We start from the raw sequence: 17555 nt of genomic DNA on the forward strand, positions 1-17555 counted from the left end.
AAACTATAATAGACATAATATGCACAAAATGGTACAATATCATAAAAAGCATGATTTTTACGAAAACGATTAAGTAAAATCCCTATCGGAGGTGCCTATATGTATTTAAATTCTGGTTATATGAACAATTCCGCCATTGACTTTAAGGACAAGAGCAGACCCTTAATTGTCGGCAGTTGCGGAACCTATCGTCTGCTTACAAGACCAAAACTTCCTACCTATCGTCCCCGTGGCCGTGTAGATTATCAGCTTATCTATATAGGCGCAGGGCAGGTTCATTTTCATTTTGATAATGAAGAAAATGATACCATCGTCACCGCCGGAAACATGGTACTCTTCCGTCCGAGAGAATTGCAAAAATATGAATACTACGGTGAGGACAAAACCGAAGTTTACTGGGTTCATTTCACGGGAAGTGATGTTAAAAACATTTTGAGGAAATATGGAATCAAGGATGATATGCGTACTTTCTTTGTAGGCACTTCATTAGAATATGAAAGAATCTATAAAAGAATGATTTCAGAATTGCAGCATTGCCAGGATGATTACGAAGAACTACTCACCATCCTTATGCACCACCTTTTAATCTCAATACACAGAGAACTTCAAAAAGAGCGAAAACTTTCTGATGTATATCTGGATAACGAAATGGATATGGCTGGGCAATACTTTAGTGAAAATTACAGCAACAAGATTAATATCGAGGAATATGCCCAGTCACGTGGCATGAGCATCAGTTGGTTTATCAGAAGTTTTAAGAAATACACTGGCACTACTCCTATGCAGTATATTGTTTCCACAAGAATTGCCAACGCACAGCTCCTACTTGAAACTACACAGTATTCCGTATCTGAAATATCAAGAATCGTTGGATATGATAATCCATTGTATTTCAGCAGACTGTTTCATAAGACAAAGGGATTCTCACCTTCGGAGTATAGGAAGAAGATAGAAACGTAAATACAAACAGCCCCATTAACGAGTGGGTTAATGGGGCATCATTATTGTTTGAACTTTTTTCTATTAAAATATCCGCAATTGCTGCATCACTTACAGTAAATTCAACCATGCCTTCAGACATTGGAGCTACATCACCCTGGTTAAATACGATAACAAGCTTTCCACCTGCATTAATGTAGAAAGATGCTTCCTCAACTCTACCTTAACCTCTGTGGTCTGCGCCGAAGTATCCTCAGTCAGCAGATCCACCGCGTCAAATATTTTTCTCTTACCTGCATCAGCCTTCATAAGCAATCAACTCCTTTGCCAAATTCTGATATGCCTTACTGGCGTTACATTCCGGTGTGACCCCTTTCAAATTTCCAACGCCTCAAGTGGTACCAGCTCTCCGTCTTTTCTGGCGTATACCTCCAGCCTGTGGTAATGTACGGGTATCTTTTCTATATCCAATCCCAAATAACTTACATAAGTTTCCATCACCAGGTCCGGCTTAAGGTTCTGCTCGCTGCCGGTGGCGAGCAGAAGATATATGCTGCTTTTATTTACTGTGAAATCGTAAATCATCGGTTTTATATCTACTTCTTTCTCGCTGCGTTTCGTCTTCTTCCACACGACTATCTGTTCCTGCTCCATAAAAGAGTCTGCCCGCACTTTCCATGGTTCAGGTATCTGTATAATATCGTCCGATGTCCGGAACGTTTTCGGAAATGTCACTTCATATCCGGCAGCCGCGACGATGGTCATGCCGCTGCTTTTCTTGTCATCTGCTATCCTTACGAAGCCAACGACTTCTATACCTTCTACCATTACCGAATTAAGCTGCCTAATGGCATCGGCAGCCGCGACAGGCTCCGACAGTTCGATATCGAGATACTCTGCATCGCTTGTGATTCCGATACCGAGAGGCTGTGCAAACGACATGATCATATGCGGGCTGTAGCCCGATGTAAAAGCTATCGGGATTTCGGCGCGCCGCATCGCTTTCTGGAAATATCGCATCACATCCAGATGGCCGATAAACTTCATCACTCCAGTTTTACGGAATTTAATTCTTGCCTTCAACGCAGACACCTCCTCCCCATCTTGCCGCACCGCAGCCTGAACAGCTCTGGCGGCAGTTCGGGGTCACTTCCCCAGCCATGGCACGCCTCCATTCCCGCATAAGAAAGTCTTTTGTAACGCCGATATCGATAAAGTCCCACGGGAACACTTCTTCCATGGAACGCTCCCTCTGATTATAAAATGCAATGTCTACACAAGTATTTTCAAATGCCTGCATCCATTTTTCATAGTCAAAATGCTCGCTCCACGAGTCGTACAGGCAGCCAAGCCGGTATGCCTCCTCGATGACAGCAGCAGTCCGGCGGTCGCCTCTGGCAAACACGCCTTCCAGTACGGTCACTTCCGCATCGTGCCAGTGATAGCGGAGGCTCTTGCGGTTCAACTGCTCATGGAACGCATGCTTAACTGTCGCCGCCCTCGAAATGTATTCCTCGTTTGTATACATCTTTGCCCACTGGAACGGTGTGAACGGTTTCGGAATAAAGAAAGAAGAACTGGCCGTAATCTGGCATTTCCCAATGCGCTCCTCTTTTGGTATCTCATAATATCTTCTAGCCACCTTATCCGCCAGCACTGCTATCTCTCTCATGTCTTCTTCCGTCTCCGTGGGAAGTCCGAGCATGAAATAAAGCTTTACCTTGCTCCAGCCGCCTTCAAAGGCCTGTCCGGCCCCGTTTATGATATCCTCCTCCGTCAGCCCCTTGTTGATTACATTACGCATCCTCTGTGATCCCGCCTCCGGGGCAAACGTAAGGCTGCTTTTCCGTATGTCCTGCACTTTGCTCATCACATCCAGAGAGAATGCATCGATACGAAGCGACGGCAGGGAGATGTTGATCCCCTTCCCCTTGAATTCATCAATGAGAAATGTCACCAGCTCCTGAAGGCAGCTGTAATCGCTGGAACTCAGAGAGCTCAAGGAAATCTCTTCGTGTCCGGTACTCTTGAGCATCTTATAAGCATATTCCTTAAGTACCTCCACGTCCCGTTCCCTCGTAGGACGGTAAAGCATGCCTGCCTGGCAGAACCGGCATCCCCGGATGCACCCGCGCTGTATCTCCAGGACGACCCGGTCCTGCGTGGCCTTGATAAATGGTACGACCGGTGCTTCGGGATACGGGATGGCCGTCACATCCATGGCGGCCTGTTTCTTAATCTTCTCCTTGGCATGTACGTTATTTGGCACAAATGAAGCGATCGTTCCGTCCTCTTTATAGCCGACATCATAAAAGGAAGGCACATATATCCCTTCAATCTCAGCAGCAGCCTCAAGAAATTCCTTTTTTGTCCCGCCTCTTTTTTTATTTTGCTTGTATACATCTAAAAGTTCGTCATATACCGTCTCTCCCTCCCCCATGTAGAACAGATCGAAAAACGGTGCCAGGGGCTCCGGATTGTAAGTACAGGGTCCGCCGCCAATGACAATCGGTGTATCTTCGCCCCTGTCCTCCGCTCTGAGCGCCATCTTGCTCAGCTCAAGAATCTGCAGGATATTCGTATAGCACATCTCATACTGTATCGTTATCCCAAGGAAGTCAAAATCCTTGATATTATCCTGGGACTCCAATGCAAACAGCGGAATCCCTTCACTTCTCATAATGCCGTCCAAGTCCGTCCAAGGAGAATACACACGCTCGCACCAGACATCTTCCCTCCGGTTGAACATATCATATAATATTTGAATGCCAAGATGTGACATGCCGATTTCATATACGTCCGGGAAACACATCGCAAAGCGTATATCTATCTTAGACTTGTCCTTCATGACGGAGTTGACTTCATTGCCTATGTAACGGGCGGGCTTCTCTATTTTTAGTAATATTTCATCATGTAACGCAAGTTTTCTCATGAATTTCCTTTCTGGGCTCAGTAATATTATATAAATTTTTCTAATCATTTAATCTGGTTGTTACTTATCAGCTATCTGTTTTTCTTGCTGCTCTGCTCTTCTTTCGCTTACAAATAAGGTGCCGGCCGTATCATAACACATTATATTTCATTCTAATATGAGTGCATGGATATGTCAAACAGCTCAATTTTATAATTGCCACATAGAATCTATATTCTAAATAAAGAAAACACGAAGGCTAAATCTGTTCAGATTTTCACGTCTCACCAATCCGGAATAACAGATCCTCTTTTCTAAGGCAGCTCCTTATGCGTGAGGACACCTCAATCAAAAGCTTATCGCCGATATCATGTCTATACCGGTCATTCACCTCTTTGAATTTATCCAGATCCAGATAAAGGACGCCAAACGGATGCTGGCGTTCAATGATCCGCTTTATCGTTGACATGAAATACCGGACATTGTATAAGCCGGTAAGCGAGTCTGTATTTGCCAATTCTTTCATCCTTCTTTTCTGTTGCAGGATTGTAATTCCTCCATATGTCAACAGAATGAGCAGCGTATCGATCACTATGGCAATCATGAGCTCCAGAATCGTATTTTCCCATGAGATCCAACCCGTTTTGGGCTGCATGCTAAAGAACCAGGTGCCATTCGGCACAGATATCTCATCTACGATTCCTGGCCCCGGCCCCATGCCTTCCTGAGACAGCTCATATGGGCCTGCCAAAGTCATCTTGCCGGTATCTCTGGCATATTCCGCTTCCGCTCTTCTCTCCGGGCTTTCAAAGATATTGCCAAACGCCTTCTCATTGCCCTCTAACGGGTAGACGTAGGTTACGATGCCATCTGGTGCCAGCTGCAAACTGCGGAATCATCTTCATATAGCCGTTCTGCAATCATTTCAAAGTCTGTGACTGTACCATGGTTATTGACGATTAGCATTTCTAAGATTTCAGCATTTAACAGACGGGAATCGATCGCATATTGAATCTTGCTTATCTCACTGATCATCACATATTCTGACTGCAGAATATTTCTCTTTTTTTCTGCTCTTCCCACAATTGCTAAGATAAGAATCGTCAGCAGCAAAAGGATAAGAAACATGGCGAATGTTTTTCGTATCTTCTTCTTGTCAGAGCGTACGAAGCCGCCAGTTCTCCCGGGGCCGTACAGATACCCTTGTGCGTGGCGGCATCCCATCTTCTTTAAAAACAGCGCTTGTTCCTCAGTCTCTACCCCTTCTGCAATCACTTGGATCTGTAAGGCGCCGGCCAGGTTGATGGCAAACTCCATGACTTTCTGCTTGCGCACATTGTGCTCCGCCTGACTCAAAATTACATCGATGGGCAGCTCGGAAAGCATGTTCAGCGAAGAATATCCGCTTCCAAAATCATCCATTTCAACGATGAATCCTTCCTCCTTCAGACGTTCGATCACTGTAAGATGCTGTCTGGAATCCTTAGTATATGCTGCTCCGTGATCTCAAGATGCAGTTCTTCCGGCTCCAGCCCATATTCCCGGATAAGTCCGGATAAGGTCTCCGGAAGATTTTCATGGTAAAAGTCTGTCCGGGACACAATGACGGATACCGGTAACGTCTGTATTCCCATGCGTTTCCAGTTCTGCATACCTTGTCCCGTGCCATGGTGCGGGAAATCTTTTCACTTATAGCGGGATCTACAGCAGAATCTGCGAGATTGAAGATGATCTGATCGTATGTATCCCCCACGTGGCATAGTGCGGCCTTTGTCGTAGACAGATAATTTTCCACGCGGTCCTGCGAGATATTGATCCTTCCCTGAATACTGCCTTCCCTGGAGGAAAGCATGGCAAAGTTGGACATTTCCTGCCTGTAAAGCTCCTCGTTACGCGCCTGCATCAGCTTCTCTTCCGTCATATCTACAAATACGCAGAAGAATTGTTCGTCTCCAGATTCCTGGAACAGCTGTGCTTTGATGGATATCCACTTGATCGAGCCGTCCTTGCAGATTAACCGGTGCTCATTGTGTATCGTATTGCCGGACTTAAGCTGGTTCCTGATCTTGTCTGTCATGACGGCGAGATCATCTGGGTATATGACGGCTGACATCTTATTGCCCATCGACGCAAATTCTTCTCTTGTGTATCCAAGAAAGTCAAAGAGTCCGTCGTTGGCGTCAATCACCGAAAAATCGGCATCGAACCGGCAGCGGAATACAGCTCCCGGAATATTATTATAAAGGTGGAGCAGCTCGTTCCTCAGCTTTTTCTGTTCTGTTATGTCGAAACAGACGGAGTACACGGCGGGACGTCCGTCTTCCGTGATCACTTTCCGGACCGCTCCGTGAAGCCATATGTAGGTGCCGTTCTTCTTCTTCAACCGGTACTCGGTGGCATAGGATTCCATCGTTTGAAGCAATTCATTCGCATTATTTATGAGCCTATGGTCTCCGGGGTGGATGCAGTTTATGATCATACCCCCGATGTCGGATACAAATTCCTGTTCCGTGCCATAGCCGAGGTGGTTCAGCATCTGCCGGTTGATAAAATAAAACGGTAAGCCGGGCGTGATATAGCACCCTATCATGCCGCCTGGGACAGACGCGTCAAAAAGATCCTGTCTCTGTCTGGCCAGGTTCTCCACTACCAGCGTCTGCGGATAGTGTTCGCTTCCGCTCTGATGGATACTGGGTTCGGCAAAATGCAGGTTGCAGATGCTCATTGATGTTCTCCAGGATGCAGGTAAAAGGCTGTGAAAGTTCCGCAATATCATTGCGGATATACGTCATCATCTCAGCTTTACCGCTTGCACATTCCCCTTCGCCGGTACCGACAAAATTGATATCGTCATGAAGGAATGCTACGGCAGCCTGTAGATCGCGCTGTTCAAACCAGGCCTGGCAAAATGCCCGGGCTGAATCTTTTGCTGTTTTGATATAATCCATTTTATCTCCTTTGCAATGCAGTAAAAGAAGCCGGCTTTCTAAAGTATCGTGTCAACCTATGATGCCAGGCGGAGTTTTCTTTACGCGCTATACTTTTGAGCATAGTGTCAATATGAATGACACCGTTTGTCATTGGTATTGACATATTTTAATCTCTATATATTTATTTAATAGATTACATTATTTTTCATGCAATTACAAGGCTCTGATTCAATCCTTCCACTACGTAAGGTGTCATTTTTGATGACATCCGCTGTTGCCAACCTGCGATATTTTGTATATACTTGAGAAAAGGCAGGTGGTACTTATGCAATTTTGTGAAAAGCTGATATTCATCATGAATCTGATACAAACTTCTAATCGTGAATTGGCAGAGTCGATTTCGGCAGATCCGTCTCTGGTCAGCCGGCTGCGTACCGGAAAGAGAGGAATGCCGTGTAACAAGAAGCTGCTGCAGGATATGGCGCGCTTTTTTGCCAGACGGTGCACTACAGATTACCAGCGACGCGCGCTTGCTGAAATTGTTGGAACGAATATGATCTTTACGATAAAAAACGATCAGCTGTCAGAACTGCTTTATTATTGGCTTTGCGGTGACAACGACGGTGTCGGGCGCTTTATGCGTACGTTTGAAGCACTCAGGGATTCCGGGAACGAGGAACATGATTCCGTAGACATCGTCTGTGAATTCCATGAAGGTACCTCTGTCTACTATGGCAATGAAGGGAAACGCGCGGCGGCACGGGCATTCTGCTTTCCTTGTCTGCGGAGACCGCTCCCGCCGGACTGCTTGACTACTGTATCGAGAAGAGGGACAGTGCCGATCTGAAGCGCCTGGGCAGCATCTATCAGGAGGAAATGGAACGGCTTGAAAAGGAAGGCGGCAAGTACAATCTGATCGACATCGTCTGTCTTGCCACCGCCAGACAGGTGAAGGACGGTCTCGTTCCTATCACCACTTCCCGCGGTACATCGGAAATCCTCTACTATACCCCGGAGAACTACGTCCTTCATCTGAAGAACATTCTTCGGATTCTTGAGACATGTGAGAACTATCATTTTGTGCCGTGGTCAGGTGATTTTGAACAGGACAGCGCACTTATGGAGAAAGAAGAGCACAGGGCCTTGCTCGTGCATATGCACGGACCTTTCACCGTCTTCGAGATATCTCAGCCGGATATGGTAGCTCTATATCGGGAGTATCTGCTCCGCCTTGCGGAAAAAATAGGTTATAAAGGAAAGCATCGGATGTAAATCATGTCCCAGATCCGGGATTTGATCCATGAGCTGGAAGCATAGCATACAACACCGGTCAGGCATGCTCGGCGGATGTGGCCCCCTGGTTAAATACATCCCTGTCCAGCGCTTTGTTCTGGTGTGCGACTATCGTGGTACATACCGCGTCGCCGGTGATGTTGACAGCGGTGCGTGTCATGTCCAGTATCCTGTCTATACCCATGATCAGGCCGATAGCCTCCACGGGCAGCCCGACGGAATTAAACACCATCGTGAGGGTGACGAGGCCGACACTTGGAACGCCCGCAGTCCCGATAGAGGCCAGCGTCGCTGTCCCGATAACGGTGATATAATCCATCAGCTCGAGGCGGATGCCGAATGCCTGTGCCGCGAATACGACCGCCACGCCCTGCATGATTGCCGTACCGTCCATATTAATCGTGGCGCCGAGCGGTATGGTAAAGGAAGATATTCTTTTGGATACCCCCATCTTCTTTGCAAGCGTGTCAATGGACAGCGGAATCGTCGCATTCGATGTAGCCGTGGAAAATGCAAAAGCCATGACAGGAAAGAAGTTTTTGATGAACTTCAGCGGATTCAATCCTGTAAACAGTTTCAAAAGCCCCAGATAGACGACGAAGCACTGTACTGCCAGTGCAATCAGCACCCCTATCATATATTTTCCGAGAGGCACGAAGGCTGAGAATCCGATACCGGCGAACGTCTTGGAAATGAGGCAGAATACACCGACTGGTGCAAGGCTCATAACCATCATCGTCATCTCCATCATGATATCATTGAACTGGCTGAAGAAATTGCTCACCGTCTCGGTCCGTTCCCCCAGTTTTGCAAGTATGATGCCGATGATAAGAGCGAATACGATTATCTGCAGCATGCTTCCGCTTGCCAGCGCGTTCACCGGATTATCCGGTATGATGTTGAGCAGCGTATCTGTCAGAGATGCCGCCTCCGTGATGCCCACATCCGCCGCGCCCGCCTGTATCCTGGTCATATCCAGGCCCCGTCCCGGATTGATGATATTGCCTACGGACAATGCCACCGTTATGGCGAGGGCTGTCGTACAGAGATAGAACACAAGTGTCCGCACTCCTACCGTACCCAGTTTTTTCGTATCACCGATGGACATGCTCCCGCACACGAGCGAACAGAATACGAGCGGTACGACGAGCATCTTCATAAGCCGGATGAATCCCTGGCCGATGACATGCAGGACGCCGTCCACTATGATATCATCTTTTATAGAGCTGGCAGGAACCACGTAGCATAAGACGATGCCAAATATGGCTCCAGCAATCAGCGCTATGAAAATCTTTGTCGTAAGTCCTAACTTTTTCTTCTCCCCTTTTCTCTCAATACCCATCTATCCGATTCCTCCTCTGTTCATCCACTCTTCCATATATTCCTCCAGAGACGCTCTCCAGCCGGGCATTTCATATACGTCTATGATCCTAAGTATAAAGTTGTCCAGAACTGCATAAGCCGGACGCACGGAAGACAGTTCTGATTCACGCGTCGGTACCGGCCTCAGTTCTGCTTCCAGGCCGGCCAGCTTCAGGATTTCTTTTGCAAACTCATAACGGCTGCAGGTCCCTTTGCATGTGGCATGGTATGTGCCGTATTCATTCGTCCGGATCAGATGAAGGATAATCCTGCCCAGATCCCGGGCGCTCGTCGGCGAACCGAACTGATCGGAAGCCACCGGAAGCTCTCTCTGGCTTTTTGCCTTCTCAATCACGCTGTTTACAAAGTTTTCACCTCTGCCGTATACCCAGTTGCTGCGCACGATAAAATGTTTGTGCGTGAACTCTTTTACATAGTTTTCTCCGGCTCTTTTAGAACGCCCGTACACGGTGAGCGGATTCGTGTCATCGAACTCCGAATACGGCGTCGTGCTCAGACCGTCGAACACATCATCGGTGGACAGCTGGACAATCTTAGCCCCTGTCTTTCTTGCAACGATGCTTAAGTTCCTGGCCCCGAGCGCATTCACCCTGTAGGCAAGTTCCGGCTGTGCTTCGCACAGCCCGGTATCTGTAACCGCCGCACAGTTTATGATCACATCCGGCCGGTTGATCTCACCAAATCCGATCACCTCGTCGGTATGCGTAATATCAAGTTCTTCCTTATCTGTGTTGAACACTTCCGCTTCCAGCGGGTCCAGCACTTCGTTAATCGCTGTTCCAAGCTGCCCTCCGGCACCTACGATCCATACTTTAACCATGTTCTCTCCTCCTGTATCTTCCTCCTGCACTATAAGAAAAGCGTTGATCAAGTGCAATCAACGCTTTACATTCCGCTTATCTATTATATCAATAGTTGCCGCCAGTGTCAATAAACGTGCCGTTACTGGCTTTCCATCATTTTCCTTAAAGATTTTTCCATACTTCCGCGACATCCATATCCGTCGTTATCTCCTGGATGACCCTGTCGCTGTCCACATGTCTTACCTCGATCCCGTTATTCTCCATAGCAACGAATGCCGCAAACAGCATAAAGCACAGGAATACCCGTATCCCGAACGTGCTGACGGCACCGGTGTCCTCTTCCCCGTACAATTTGTGGTAGGCAGCGCCATATCTCGGATGCACGGCCGGAGGTCCCTTGCGGTCGCTGTACAGATACCGCGTCTCATTCAGCAGCTGGCGCCGCCTTTTTTCAGAATTGTTCATATAGCATCCCGTCCTTTCCAGGCAGCTGGCTTTGTACTTATTTCCTGCCTGGAATATTATATGCGGCATATATGCTGTTTCATTCCCGTTTTAGCGGTCTGCCAGCTCCTTGATGATATCTTCCCAGCTGATTCCCCTCTCTACCATAAGCACCATAGCATGGTACAGGAAATCCGCCATCTCATATTTGACTTCTTCAGGATTCGGATTCTTGGCGGCTATGACGATCTCCGTCGCCTCTTCGCCTACTTTCTTCAATATCTTGTCAATCCCTTTGTCGAACAGATAATTCGTGTAGGAACCCTCCTTCGGGTTTTCGCGTCTGTCCAGGATGGTACCGTACACCGACTCAAATACCTGCAGCGGGTTCGTCTCATCATAGTCGCTTCCGACAAGAGGCTGGAAGAAGCAGGTCGGATTGCCCGTATGGCAGGCCACGCCCACCTGATCCACCTTGGCAAGCAGCGTGTCATAGTCACAGTCTATCGTCAGTGATTTTACATACTGGAAATGGCCGCTTGTCTCGCCCTTCGTCCAGAGCTGCTCTCTGCTTCTGCTGTAGTAGGTCATCTTGCCGGTCTTGATGGTACGGTAGAATGCCTCCTCGTTCATATAGGCGAGCATCAGCACTTCCTGGGTCTTATAGTGCTGTACGACGACGGGTACGAGCCCTTGTCCATTCGTCTTGAACTGTGAGAATTCCATCATGCTTTCAAAGGAAGTCATCTTGATCTCTTCCTGGCCACATTTCTCCTTGAAGTCCACGAAATCCATATCCGTCTGGCTGACGAATTTGCCCGACAGCCCCTTTACGCCCGGGCACTTAAGGATCTTGAACAGCTCCGGTTCTTCCATCGTGTCTGTGACGACCACGCATGGGACGTCTGTGACATTCATGACCGAATTCAAATCGAGCCTGTGCATGAATACGATTTCGCTGCTGTAGTCCTGGATAAGATGCTGGTGCTTGAACAAAGCATCAAAGTCGTTCAGCGATACTGCGATCTTCTCCTTTCCAAAGCGTCTGGCGGCATCATCAATCAGCTTTACGCTGTCCGCCTTGGAGAAATTCAGCATCGCCCGTTTGGCTCCCGCGTATAAGATCTTCTTTATATCCTCCTGGCGCCGGATATTGCCTCCTGCTACCATCGGTATACGGATGACACGGTTCATCCGTTTCATCAGGTCAATCGCTTCATCATGTTCTTCGTCGGCGTCAGACAGGTCGAACACAAGCAGTTCATCCGCCCCGTGGTCACTGTAATATTTAGCAAGTCCGATGACATCGTCTGCCAGCACCGTCTCATCTGTAAACCATTTTACCGCTTTCCCTCCCCTGATAAAGATACAGGGTATCAATCGTTTATAGCTCATTGTATCTAGTCTCCTTTATAGGCTTCCTTTTGTAGTCCATACTTCCTTGATCCGCGGCTCTGCCATGGTTGCCATATCGAGCGCTTTCCCAAAGCTTTTGAACATGGCTTCTGCCATGTGGTGGCTGTTGCAGCCATCCAGTATCTTCAGATGGATATTCATCATGGCACTGTAAGACACGGCATAGAAGAACTCACGTACCATCTCTGTATCCAGGCTGCCTATCCGCTCCGTCGTAAGCAATGCATCATATCCGAGGTAAGGGCGTCCCGACAAGTCTACCGCACAGAGGGCCAGCGTCTCGTCCATGGGAAGTATGAAATGGCCGTATCTTCTGATGCCAGCCTTGTCTCCTGCCGCCTGTGCTATCGCCTGCCCCAATACGATTCCCGTGTCCTCTACGGTGTGATGGCAGTCCACATGCATATCACCTTTGGCCTTTACGGTCAGGTCAAATAATCCGTGCCGCGCGAATCCGTCCAGCATATGGTCGAAGAACCCTATGCCGGTGCTGATATCGTTCTGTCCGCTTCCATCCAGATTGAGCGTGACGGTTATATCCGTCTCTTTCGTCTTTCTCGTACATTCGGCTGTCCGTTCCATCCTCTCATCCTCCTTATCCCTCTTCAAAACGCACTTTAATAGAATTGGCGTGCGCGGTCAGCTGTTCTGCTTCTGCAAACGCCTCGATATCTGTATGGATCTCCTCCAGCGCCTCTCTGGAGTAGCCGATGATGCTGGATTTTTTGATAAAATCATCCACGGACAGCGGCGAGAAGAACTTCGCCGTCCCATTGGTCGGCAGCACATGATTCGGGCCTGCAAAGTAGTCGCCAAGCGGTTCGCTTGCATATTCCCCTATAAATATGGCACCCGCATTCCTTATTTTCGTCATGATATGATACGGGTCTTTCGTCATTATCTCAAGATGTTCAGACGCGATGTCATTAGCAATGTCAATGACATCGTCCATCGTTTCGGCCACGAGGATGTAGCCGTAGTTATCTAATGACTTCTTTATAATCTCGGACCGGGACAGCTCTTCGGCAAATGCGTCTGCCTCGGCAGATACATCCCTGGCCAGTTTTTCGCTCGTCGTTACAAGTATCGAAGATGCCAGTTCATCGTGTTCCGCCTGGGACAGGAGGTCTGCCGCTACATATCTTGGGTTTGCCGTCTCATCCGCCACTACGAGGATCTCGCTCGGCCCTGCGATCGCGTCTATGCTTACATGGCCGTAAACCGCTTTTTTAGCAAGAGCCACATATATATTCCCGGGCCCTACGATCTTGTCCACCTTCGGTATGCTTTCCGTCCCGTAAGCCAGCGCGCCTACCGCCTGTGCGCCGCCCGCTTTATAGACCGCGTCAGCGCCTGCTTCTATGGCGGCGACAAGCGTATTTGGATTTACCTTCCCGTCTTTACCGGGCGGCGTCACCATGACGATCTCCCCGACTCCGGCTGTTTTAGCCGGTACGATGTTCATAAGCACGGAAGAAGGGTACACTGCCTTGCCGCCGGGCACATACACGCCGACCCGGTTAAGGGCCGTGACTTTCTGTCCGAGGATCGTGCCGTCCGGCCTGCTGTCAAACCAGCTGTACTGGCGCTGCTTTTCATGATATGTGCGGATATTCACAAGCGCCTTCCTGATAATGGAAAGGAGGGACGGGTCTACCTGTTCATAGGCTTCCTGGAATTCCTCTTCCGTCACTTTCACATTCGCTGCACTGATATCTGCCCCATCATATTTCTTCGTATAATGGAATAGCGCTTTGTCTCTCTCTCCTTTTATCTTATCCAGAATCTCCGCCACGCCTTGTTCGTATCCGGCGTAATTGTTCGGACTCCGTTTCAGGAGGTCTTCCAGGACATTCTGCTTTGTCTCCTTGTCTAACCGTAGTATCCTCATATGATCTGTCCTCTCTTATCTCTCATTCCATTCCTGTTACAGCTGGGCACGCAGCTTTGTCAGAAGCGTCTTGATCCTCGTGCTTTCCATACGCATGCTTACCGGGTTCACTATCATCCTGGCCGAAAGCGGACATACCTCTTCCAGCACTTCCAGCCCGTTTTCCTTCAATGTCGAGCCGGTCTCCACGATGTCCACTATCACTTCTGACAGCCCTACGATAGGCGCCAGCTCTATGGAGCCGTTCAATTTGATTATCTCCACAGTCTGATGCTTCGTATTATAAAAGTAGTCTTTTGCGATGTTCGGATACTTGGTGGCAACCCTTATGAGCTCGTGATGCTGGAGAAGGGGGACGGCCTCCTTGTACCCGCAGACGCACATGCTGCATCTGCCGTAGCCAAGGTCCAGCACCTCGTGTACCTTGCGCCGTTCTTCCAGTATCGTATCCTTCCCTGCCACACCGATATCCGCCGCTCCGTACTCTACATACGTGGGGACATCCGGCCCTTTTGCAAGAAAGAACTTAAGTTTTAGTTCTTCGTTCGTAAATATCAGCTTTCTGGAATCCTTATCTTTCATCTCTTCACAAGTGATTCCTATCTTTTCAAAAAGCTCCAGCGTCTGCTTTGCCAGGCGCCCCTTCCCAAGGGCAAATGTCAGATATCTCATAGTTTAGCTCCTGTCTCTTGAGGCAATCACTTTGTGCTCTCCCGTCACCAGGTTTATCATCGTGATTTCCCCGTTTTTATTAATGTAAATCAGATTTCCTGCATAATATTCTTTGCCGTATTCGATATAGTCTTCTATGAGCTTGCCTTTGGACTTCTTGACAAGTTCTGTGTTTTTGGCCTTTTTTCTGAAATCTCTGGCCAGTACGAGCGCCTCTTTCAGCCGCTCCTCATCATATACGATCAGTGTGTTTTTTCTTGTATATACGATGCGCACCTTCTGCCTTGCAAGTGCGTTCATCAGTTCATCGATGACGATGACGAAACCAATCGAAGCAGACTCTTTTCCGAATTTTTCAAGAAGACGGTCGTACCTCCCCCCTTTGACAAAGGCATCTCCGGTTCCGAACGTATAGCCCCGGAAGATGATGCCGGTGTAGTACCCATAAGTACCACTCATGCTCAGGTCAAAAGTCACATATTCTTCTGCTCCATATATCCTAAGAACATCATAGATCTTCTCCAGACGTTTGATTGCCATAATGCCTTTGGAATTCGGAGCGATATTCCTCGCCCGGGCAAGTATCTCCACACCGCCGACAAGTTCATCCAGAGCCGCAAATGCTTCCTTGGAACTTCTTTTTACATGGATGCTGTCCAGGAATTCTTCCACCCCGAAGTAGTTCCGGTTGTTGATGAGCTCCCGGACCCGTTCTTCCGCCTCTTCGTCCAGATCCGCATCTTCTATCAGGCTCTGGAAGTAATCTACATTCCCCACGTTCAGCTGGAACTCTTTCAGCCCGATGGAAGTGAGGCATTCGATGACAAGTGCCAGCATCTCCGCATCCGCCTCTGCCGAGTCATCTCCCATCAGTTCTGCACCCATCTGCGTGTTCTCCCGGAGCCGTCCCTGATAGCTGGAATGGTTGATGAACGTATTTCCGGTATAGCAGAGGCGTATCGGAAGCTGCTCATCACCGTACAGCGTTGCTGCGGCTCTGGCGACGGACGGAGTGATATCCGGCCGGAGAACGAGCGTATTGCCGTCCTTGTCAAAAAATTTGTACAGATCTTTTGAGGGAATCGTGCCTATCTCCTTCCGGAACACGTCAAAGTATTCAAAGGTAGGTGTCTGTATGTCATGATACCCATAGAGATGGAATACTTTTTCCAGCCTTCTCTCCAGCGCCAGCTTCCTCCCGCATTCAACATTATATATATCCCGGACCCCTTCCGGCGTGTGTAGTAATTTCTTCATATATCCTCCTGCTGTGTCATGAACAGCACTTTAGTGTGCTACTATGTTAAATTCCTTACTGCATTATACGCATTTTCTTATTCTTTGTCAAGCTGCTCCCTCAGCTCCAGATCCAGATTCATCGCATCCAGATAAGGAACATAGCAGCCATTCTTCAGTTCCATCAGAAAACGCGGATCCAGCTCATCAAAGCGGAAGCTTTTCCTTCCTCCGTCCTCTGCCCGTTTCCAGAAGGCAAGCATCTCATCATGACGCATATAATACAGAATGTTCCTGGCTGAAAAAAAGATGATCAGAAAGGACAGCCCCCCCTGCTTTTCATATCCTTCCATAAACGTCACCTGATGTCTGTGGATGTTCTGGAGGGGAAAGGTATCTGCGACACATTCTTTTGCATCGAAGCAGACCGGTATCCCCTGTACGGCACCGATATAATCAACCGTGCTGCGTTGGTCGAAGTAGGCAAGCGTAATCTGCCGGTGTTCCTTGTCCATCTTTACCGGCGTAATCGGTGTCGGAATCTTCTGTATGAGCGCCAGCCCCATCTCCTGATACCGCTCATTCGTCCGGTTGATCAAGTCTTCTAACGTAGAACCTCTAAGGCCTCTTGAGTTCCATGTTCCCATGCTGTCTCCTTTATCACTTTCTGAAATATGTCCGGCACCGGCGCGCGGAACCTTCTGTCCGAGAGTGCCGCCAGCTCACCTTCTATGTGCGGAAGGACAAGCTCATATGAGTGGAGCAGCTGTGATGTGACGCCATACAGCTGCCTGTACCGGTCATTCACCGCTCTGTCTCCGTACTTGTAATCTCCACACAGCGGGTGGGATACGTAAGCCAGATGCGCCCGTATCTGATGGGTGCGGCCCGTGATCAGATGCACTTTCAGGAGGGTAAGCGCCCCGCTGTAAGCCAGGGGGATGTACTCTGTCTCTATGGGAACCGCCTTGCCGCCGTACCTTTCCTTTACGATCTCCACTTCGTTCGTCTTTTCATTCTTGATAAGAAACCCTTTTATATGAGAAGGCCTGTCCACCTTCCCCTTCACGATACAGAGATAGTATTTGCTCAGGTTCCTTTCCCGGAACATACTGCTGAACGCCTGAAGCCCTGCCAGCGTTTTCCCGGCCACTACGAGCCCGCTCGTGTTGCGGTCCAGCCGGTTGCATATAGACGGGCGGAAGGTCTGCAGTTCCTCCTTCGTCAGCTGGCCGCTGTCAAGCAGATATGAGATTACCTGCTCTACGAGCGAGACATCTGTCTTCTCTGCCTTCTGCGACAGCATGCCGGCCGGCTTGTTGACGAGGAGGATATGCCTGTCCTCGTAGATGATTTCAAGACGGATCTTCCGGCCTGCTTCTATAACCGGGACAGGAATCCCGGCAAACTTTTCAACCGTCTCATCCGAAAGGAAGAGCCTCACCTCATCTCCGGCGTGAAGCTTTTCACTGCCAGCGGCCCTGGCACCGTTCAGTGTTATATTTTTCTTGCGGAGCATCTTATAGATGAAGCTCCCCGGCGCGCCGCTCAGGTATTTCTTCAGAAATTTATCGAGCCGCTGCTCTGATTCATTTGGCTTTATTATGATATTCTTCATAGTGGTTCTGTTTGGGAAC

At 48.6% G+C, this 17555-nt stretch carries 20 protein-coding genes and 1 pseudogene; 3 read left to right on the forward strand and 18 right to left on the reverse strand.

What is annotated here, in order from left to right; genetic code table 11:
- Positions 1-99 precede the first annotated feature (99 nt).
- Positions 100-960, forward strand: coding sequence for an AraC family transcriptional regulator (locus E1963_RS06145; protein ID WP_132276329.1), 861 nt, complete (start codon positions 100-102; stop codon positions 958-960).
- On the opposite strand, the gene E1963_RS23055 is transcribed toward E1963_RS06145, so the two are convergent.
- The 8 genes and pseudogenes from E1963_RS23055 to E1963_RS06175 form a co-directional block, all read right to left on the reverse strand.
- Positions 893-1135 (reverse strand): RsiV family protein, encoded by a 243-nt coding sequence (locus tag E1963_RS23055; RefSeq protein WP_132276653.1) that lies wholly within the window; start codon positions 1133-1135, stop codon positions 893-895. The two genes, E1963_RS06145 and E1963_RS23055, sit on opposite strands and share 68 nt — an antisense overlap.
- Positions 1087-1248, reverse strand: coding sequence for a hypothetical protein (locus E1963_RS19615; protein WP_167482125.1), 162 nt, complete (start codon positions 1246-1248; stop codon positions 1087-1089). The genes E1963_RS23055 and E1963_RS19615 overlap by 49 nt, the downstream gene beginning before the upstream one ends.
- Positions 1249-1314: 66 nt before the next feature.
- Complete coding sequence (locus E1963_RS06155; RefSeq protein ID WP_243117620.1) at positions 1315-1986, reverse strand: TIGR03936 family radical SAM-associated protein; 672 nt, start codon at positions 1984-1986, stop codon at positions 1315-1317.
- Positions 1987-2005: 19 nt separating this feature from the next.
- Positions 2006-3871 (reverse strand): TIGR03960 family B12-binding radical SAM protein, encoded by a 1866-nt coding sequence (locus E1963_RS06160; protein ID WP_132276333.1) that lies wholly within the window; start codon positions 3869-3871, stop codon positions 2006-2008.
- Between the two features lie 256 nt (positions 3872-4127).
- Complete coding sequence (locus tag E1963_RS20505; RefSeq protein WP_243117604.1) at positions 4128-4736, reverse strand: sensor domain-containing diguanylate cyclase; 609 nt, start codon at positions 4734-4736, stop codon at positions 4128-4130.
- Positions 4709-5320: pseudogene (locus E1963_RS20510) on the reverse strand (EAL domain-containing protein); the annotation flags it as partial. The pseudogene E1963_RS20510 and the gene E1963_RS20505, both read right to left, overlap by 28 nt.
- A 13-nt stretch (positions 5321-5333) precedes the next feature.
- Positions 5334-6575 carry a PAS domain-containing protein gene (locus tag E1963_RS06170; protein ID WP_167482126.1) on the reverse strand — a complete coding sequence of 414 codons (1242 nt, stop codon included), beginning with the start codon at positions 6573-6575 and terminating at the stop codon, positions 5334-5336.
- The gene (locus tag E1963_RS06175) at positions 6460-6798 is read right to left on the reverse strand and encodes a nuclear transport factor 2 family protein (RefSeq protein ID WP_132276337.1); all 339 of its coding nucleotides are present in this window, start codon (positions 6796-6798) and stop codon (positions 6460-6462) included. The genes E1963_RS06170 and E1963_RS06175 overlap by 116 nt, the downstream gene beginning before the upstream one ends.
- Before the next feature lie 307 nt (positions 6799-7105).
- Here E1963_RS06175 and E1963_RS20515 point away from each other — a divergent pair, with 307 nt between their 5' ends.
- Both E1963_RS20515 and E1963_RS20520 read left to right on the forward strand, forming a co-directional pair.
- Entirely contained in the window at positions 7106-7627 is a 522-nt protein-coding gene (locus E1963_RS20515) for a hypothetical protein (RefSeq protein WP_243117606.1), read from the forward strand.
- The gene (locus E1963_RS20520; protein ID WP_243117607.1) at positions 7558-8052 is read left to right on the forward strand and encodes a hypothetical protein; all 495 of its coding nucleotides are present in this window, start codon (positions 7558-7560) and stop codon (positions 8050-8052) included. The genes E1963_RS20515 and E1963_RS20520 overlap by 70 nt, the downstream gene beginning before the upstream one ends.
- A gap of 58 nt (positions 8053-8110) precedes the next feature.
- On the opposite strand, the gene E1963_RS06185 is transcribed toward E1963_RS20520, so the two are convergent.
- From E1963_RS06185 to E1963_RS06230, 10 genes are all read right to left on the reverse strand, one after another.
- Complete coding sequence (locus E1963_RS06185; protein WP_132276339.1) at positions 8111-9415, reverse strand: dicarboxylate/amino acid:cation symporter; 1305 nt, start codon at positions 9413-9415, stop codon at positions 8111-8113.
- Complete coding sequence (rfbD, locus tag E1963_RS06190; RefSeq protein WP_132276341.1) at positions 9416-10276, reverse strand: dTDP-4-dehydrorhamnose reductase; 861 nt, start codon at positions 10274-10276, stop codon at positions 9416-9418.
- A gap of 145 nt (positions 10277-10421) precedes the next feature.
- The gene (locus E1963_RS06195) at positions 10422-10793 is read right to left on the reverse strand and encodes a hypothetical protein (protein WP_243117608.1); all 372 of its coding nucleotides are present in this window, start codon (positions 10791-10793) and stop codon (positions 10422-10424) included.
- Between the two features lie 21 nt (positions 10794-10814).
- Complete coding sequence (gene hisIE / locus E1963_RS06200) at positions 10815-12098, reverse strand: bifunctional phosphoribosyl-AMP cyclohydrolase/phosphoribosyl-ATP diphosphatase HisIE (RefSeq protein ID WP_132276343.1); 1284 nt, start codon at positions 12096-12098, stop codon at positions 10815-10817.
- A 15-nt stretch (positions 12099-12113) separates the two neighbouring features.
- The gene (gene hisB, locus E1963_RS06205; RefSeq protein ID WP_132276345.1) at positions 12114-12701 is read right to left on the reverse strand and encodes an imidazoleglycerol-phosphate dehydratase HisB; all 588 of its coding nucleotides are present in this window, start codon (positions 12699-12701) and stop codon (positions 12114-12116) included.
- A gap of 13 nt (positions 12702-12714) precedes the next feature.
- A complete protein-coding gene (gene hisD / locus E1963_RS06210) occupies positions 12715-14010 on the reverse strand; it encodes a histidinol dehydrogenase (RefSeq protein WP_132276347.1) in 1296 nt (431 codons plus the stop codon).
- Between the two features lie 36 nt (positions 14011-14046).
- Positions 14047-14682: an ATP phosphoribosyltransferase gene (gene hisG, locus E1963_RS06215; protein ID WP_132276349.1), complete on the reverse strand. Its 636-nt coding sequence runs from the start codon at positions 14680-14682 to the stop codon at positions 14047-14049.
- 3 nt (positions 14683-14685) lie between these two features.
- On the reverse strand, positions 14686-15939 hold the full coding sequence (hisZ, locus tag E1963_RS06220; protein WP_132276351.1) for an ATP phosphoribosyltransferase regulatory subunit: 1254 nt from the start codon (positions 15937-15939) through the stop codon (positions 14686-14688).
- A gap of 77 nt (positions 15940-16016) precedes the next feature.
- Complete coding sequence (locus E1963_RS06225; protein ID WP_132276353.1) at positions 16017-16565, reverse strand: Holliday junction resolvase RecU; 549 nt, start codon at positions 16563-16565, stop codon at positions 16017-16019.
- Positions 16523-17536, reverse strand: a complete 1014-nt coding sequence (locus tag E1963_RS06230; RefSeq protein WP_132276355.1) for an RluA family pseudouridine synthase — start codon at positions 17534-17536, stop codon at positions 16523-16525. Before E1963_RS06230 ends, E1963_RS06225 begins: the two co-directional genes overlap by 43 nt.
- Between the last annotated feature and the right edge of the window lie 19 nt (positions 17537-17555).

This window comes from Extibacter muris, assembly GCF_004345005.1.
GTDB lineage: Bacteria > Bacillota > Clostridia > Lachnospirales > Lachnospiraceae > Extibacter > Extibacter muris.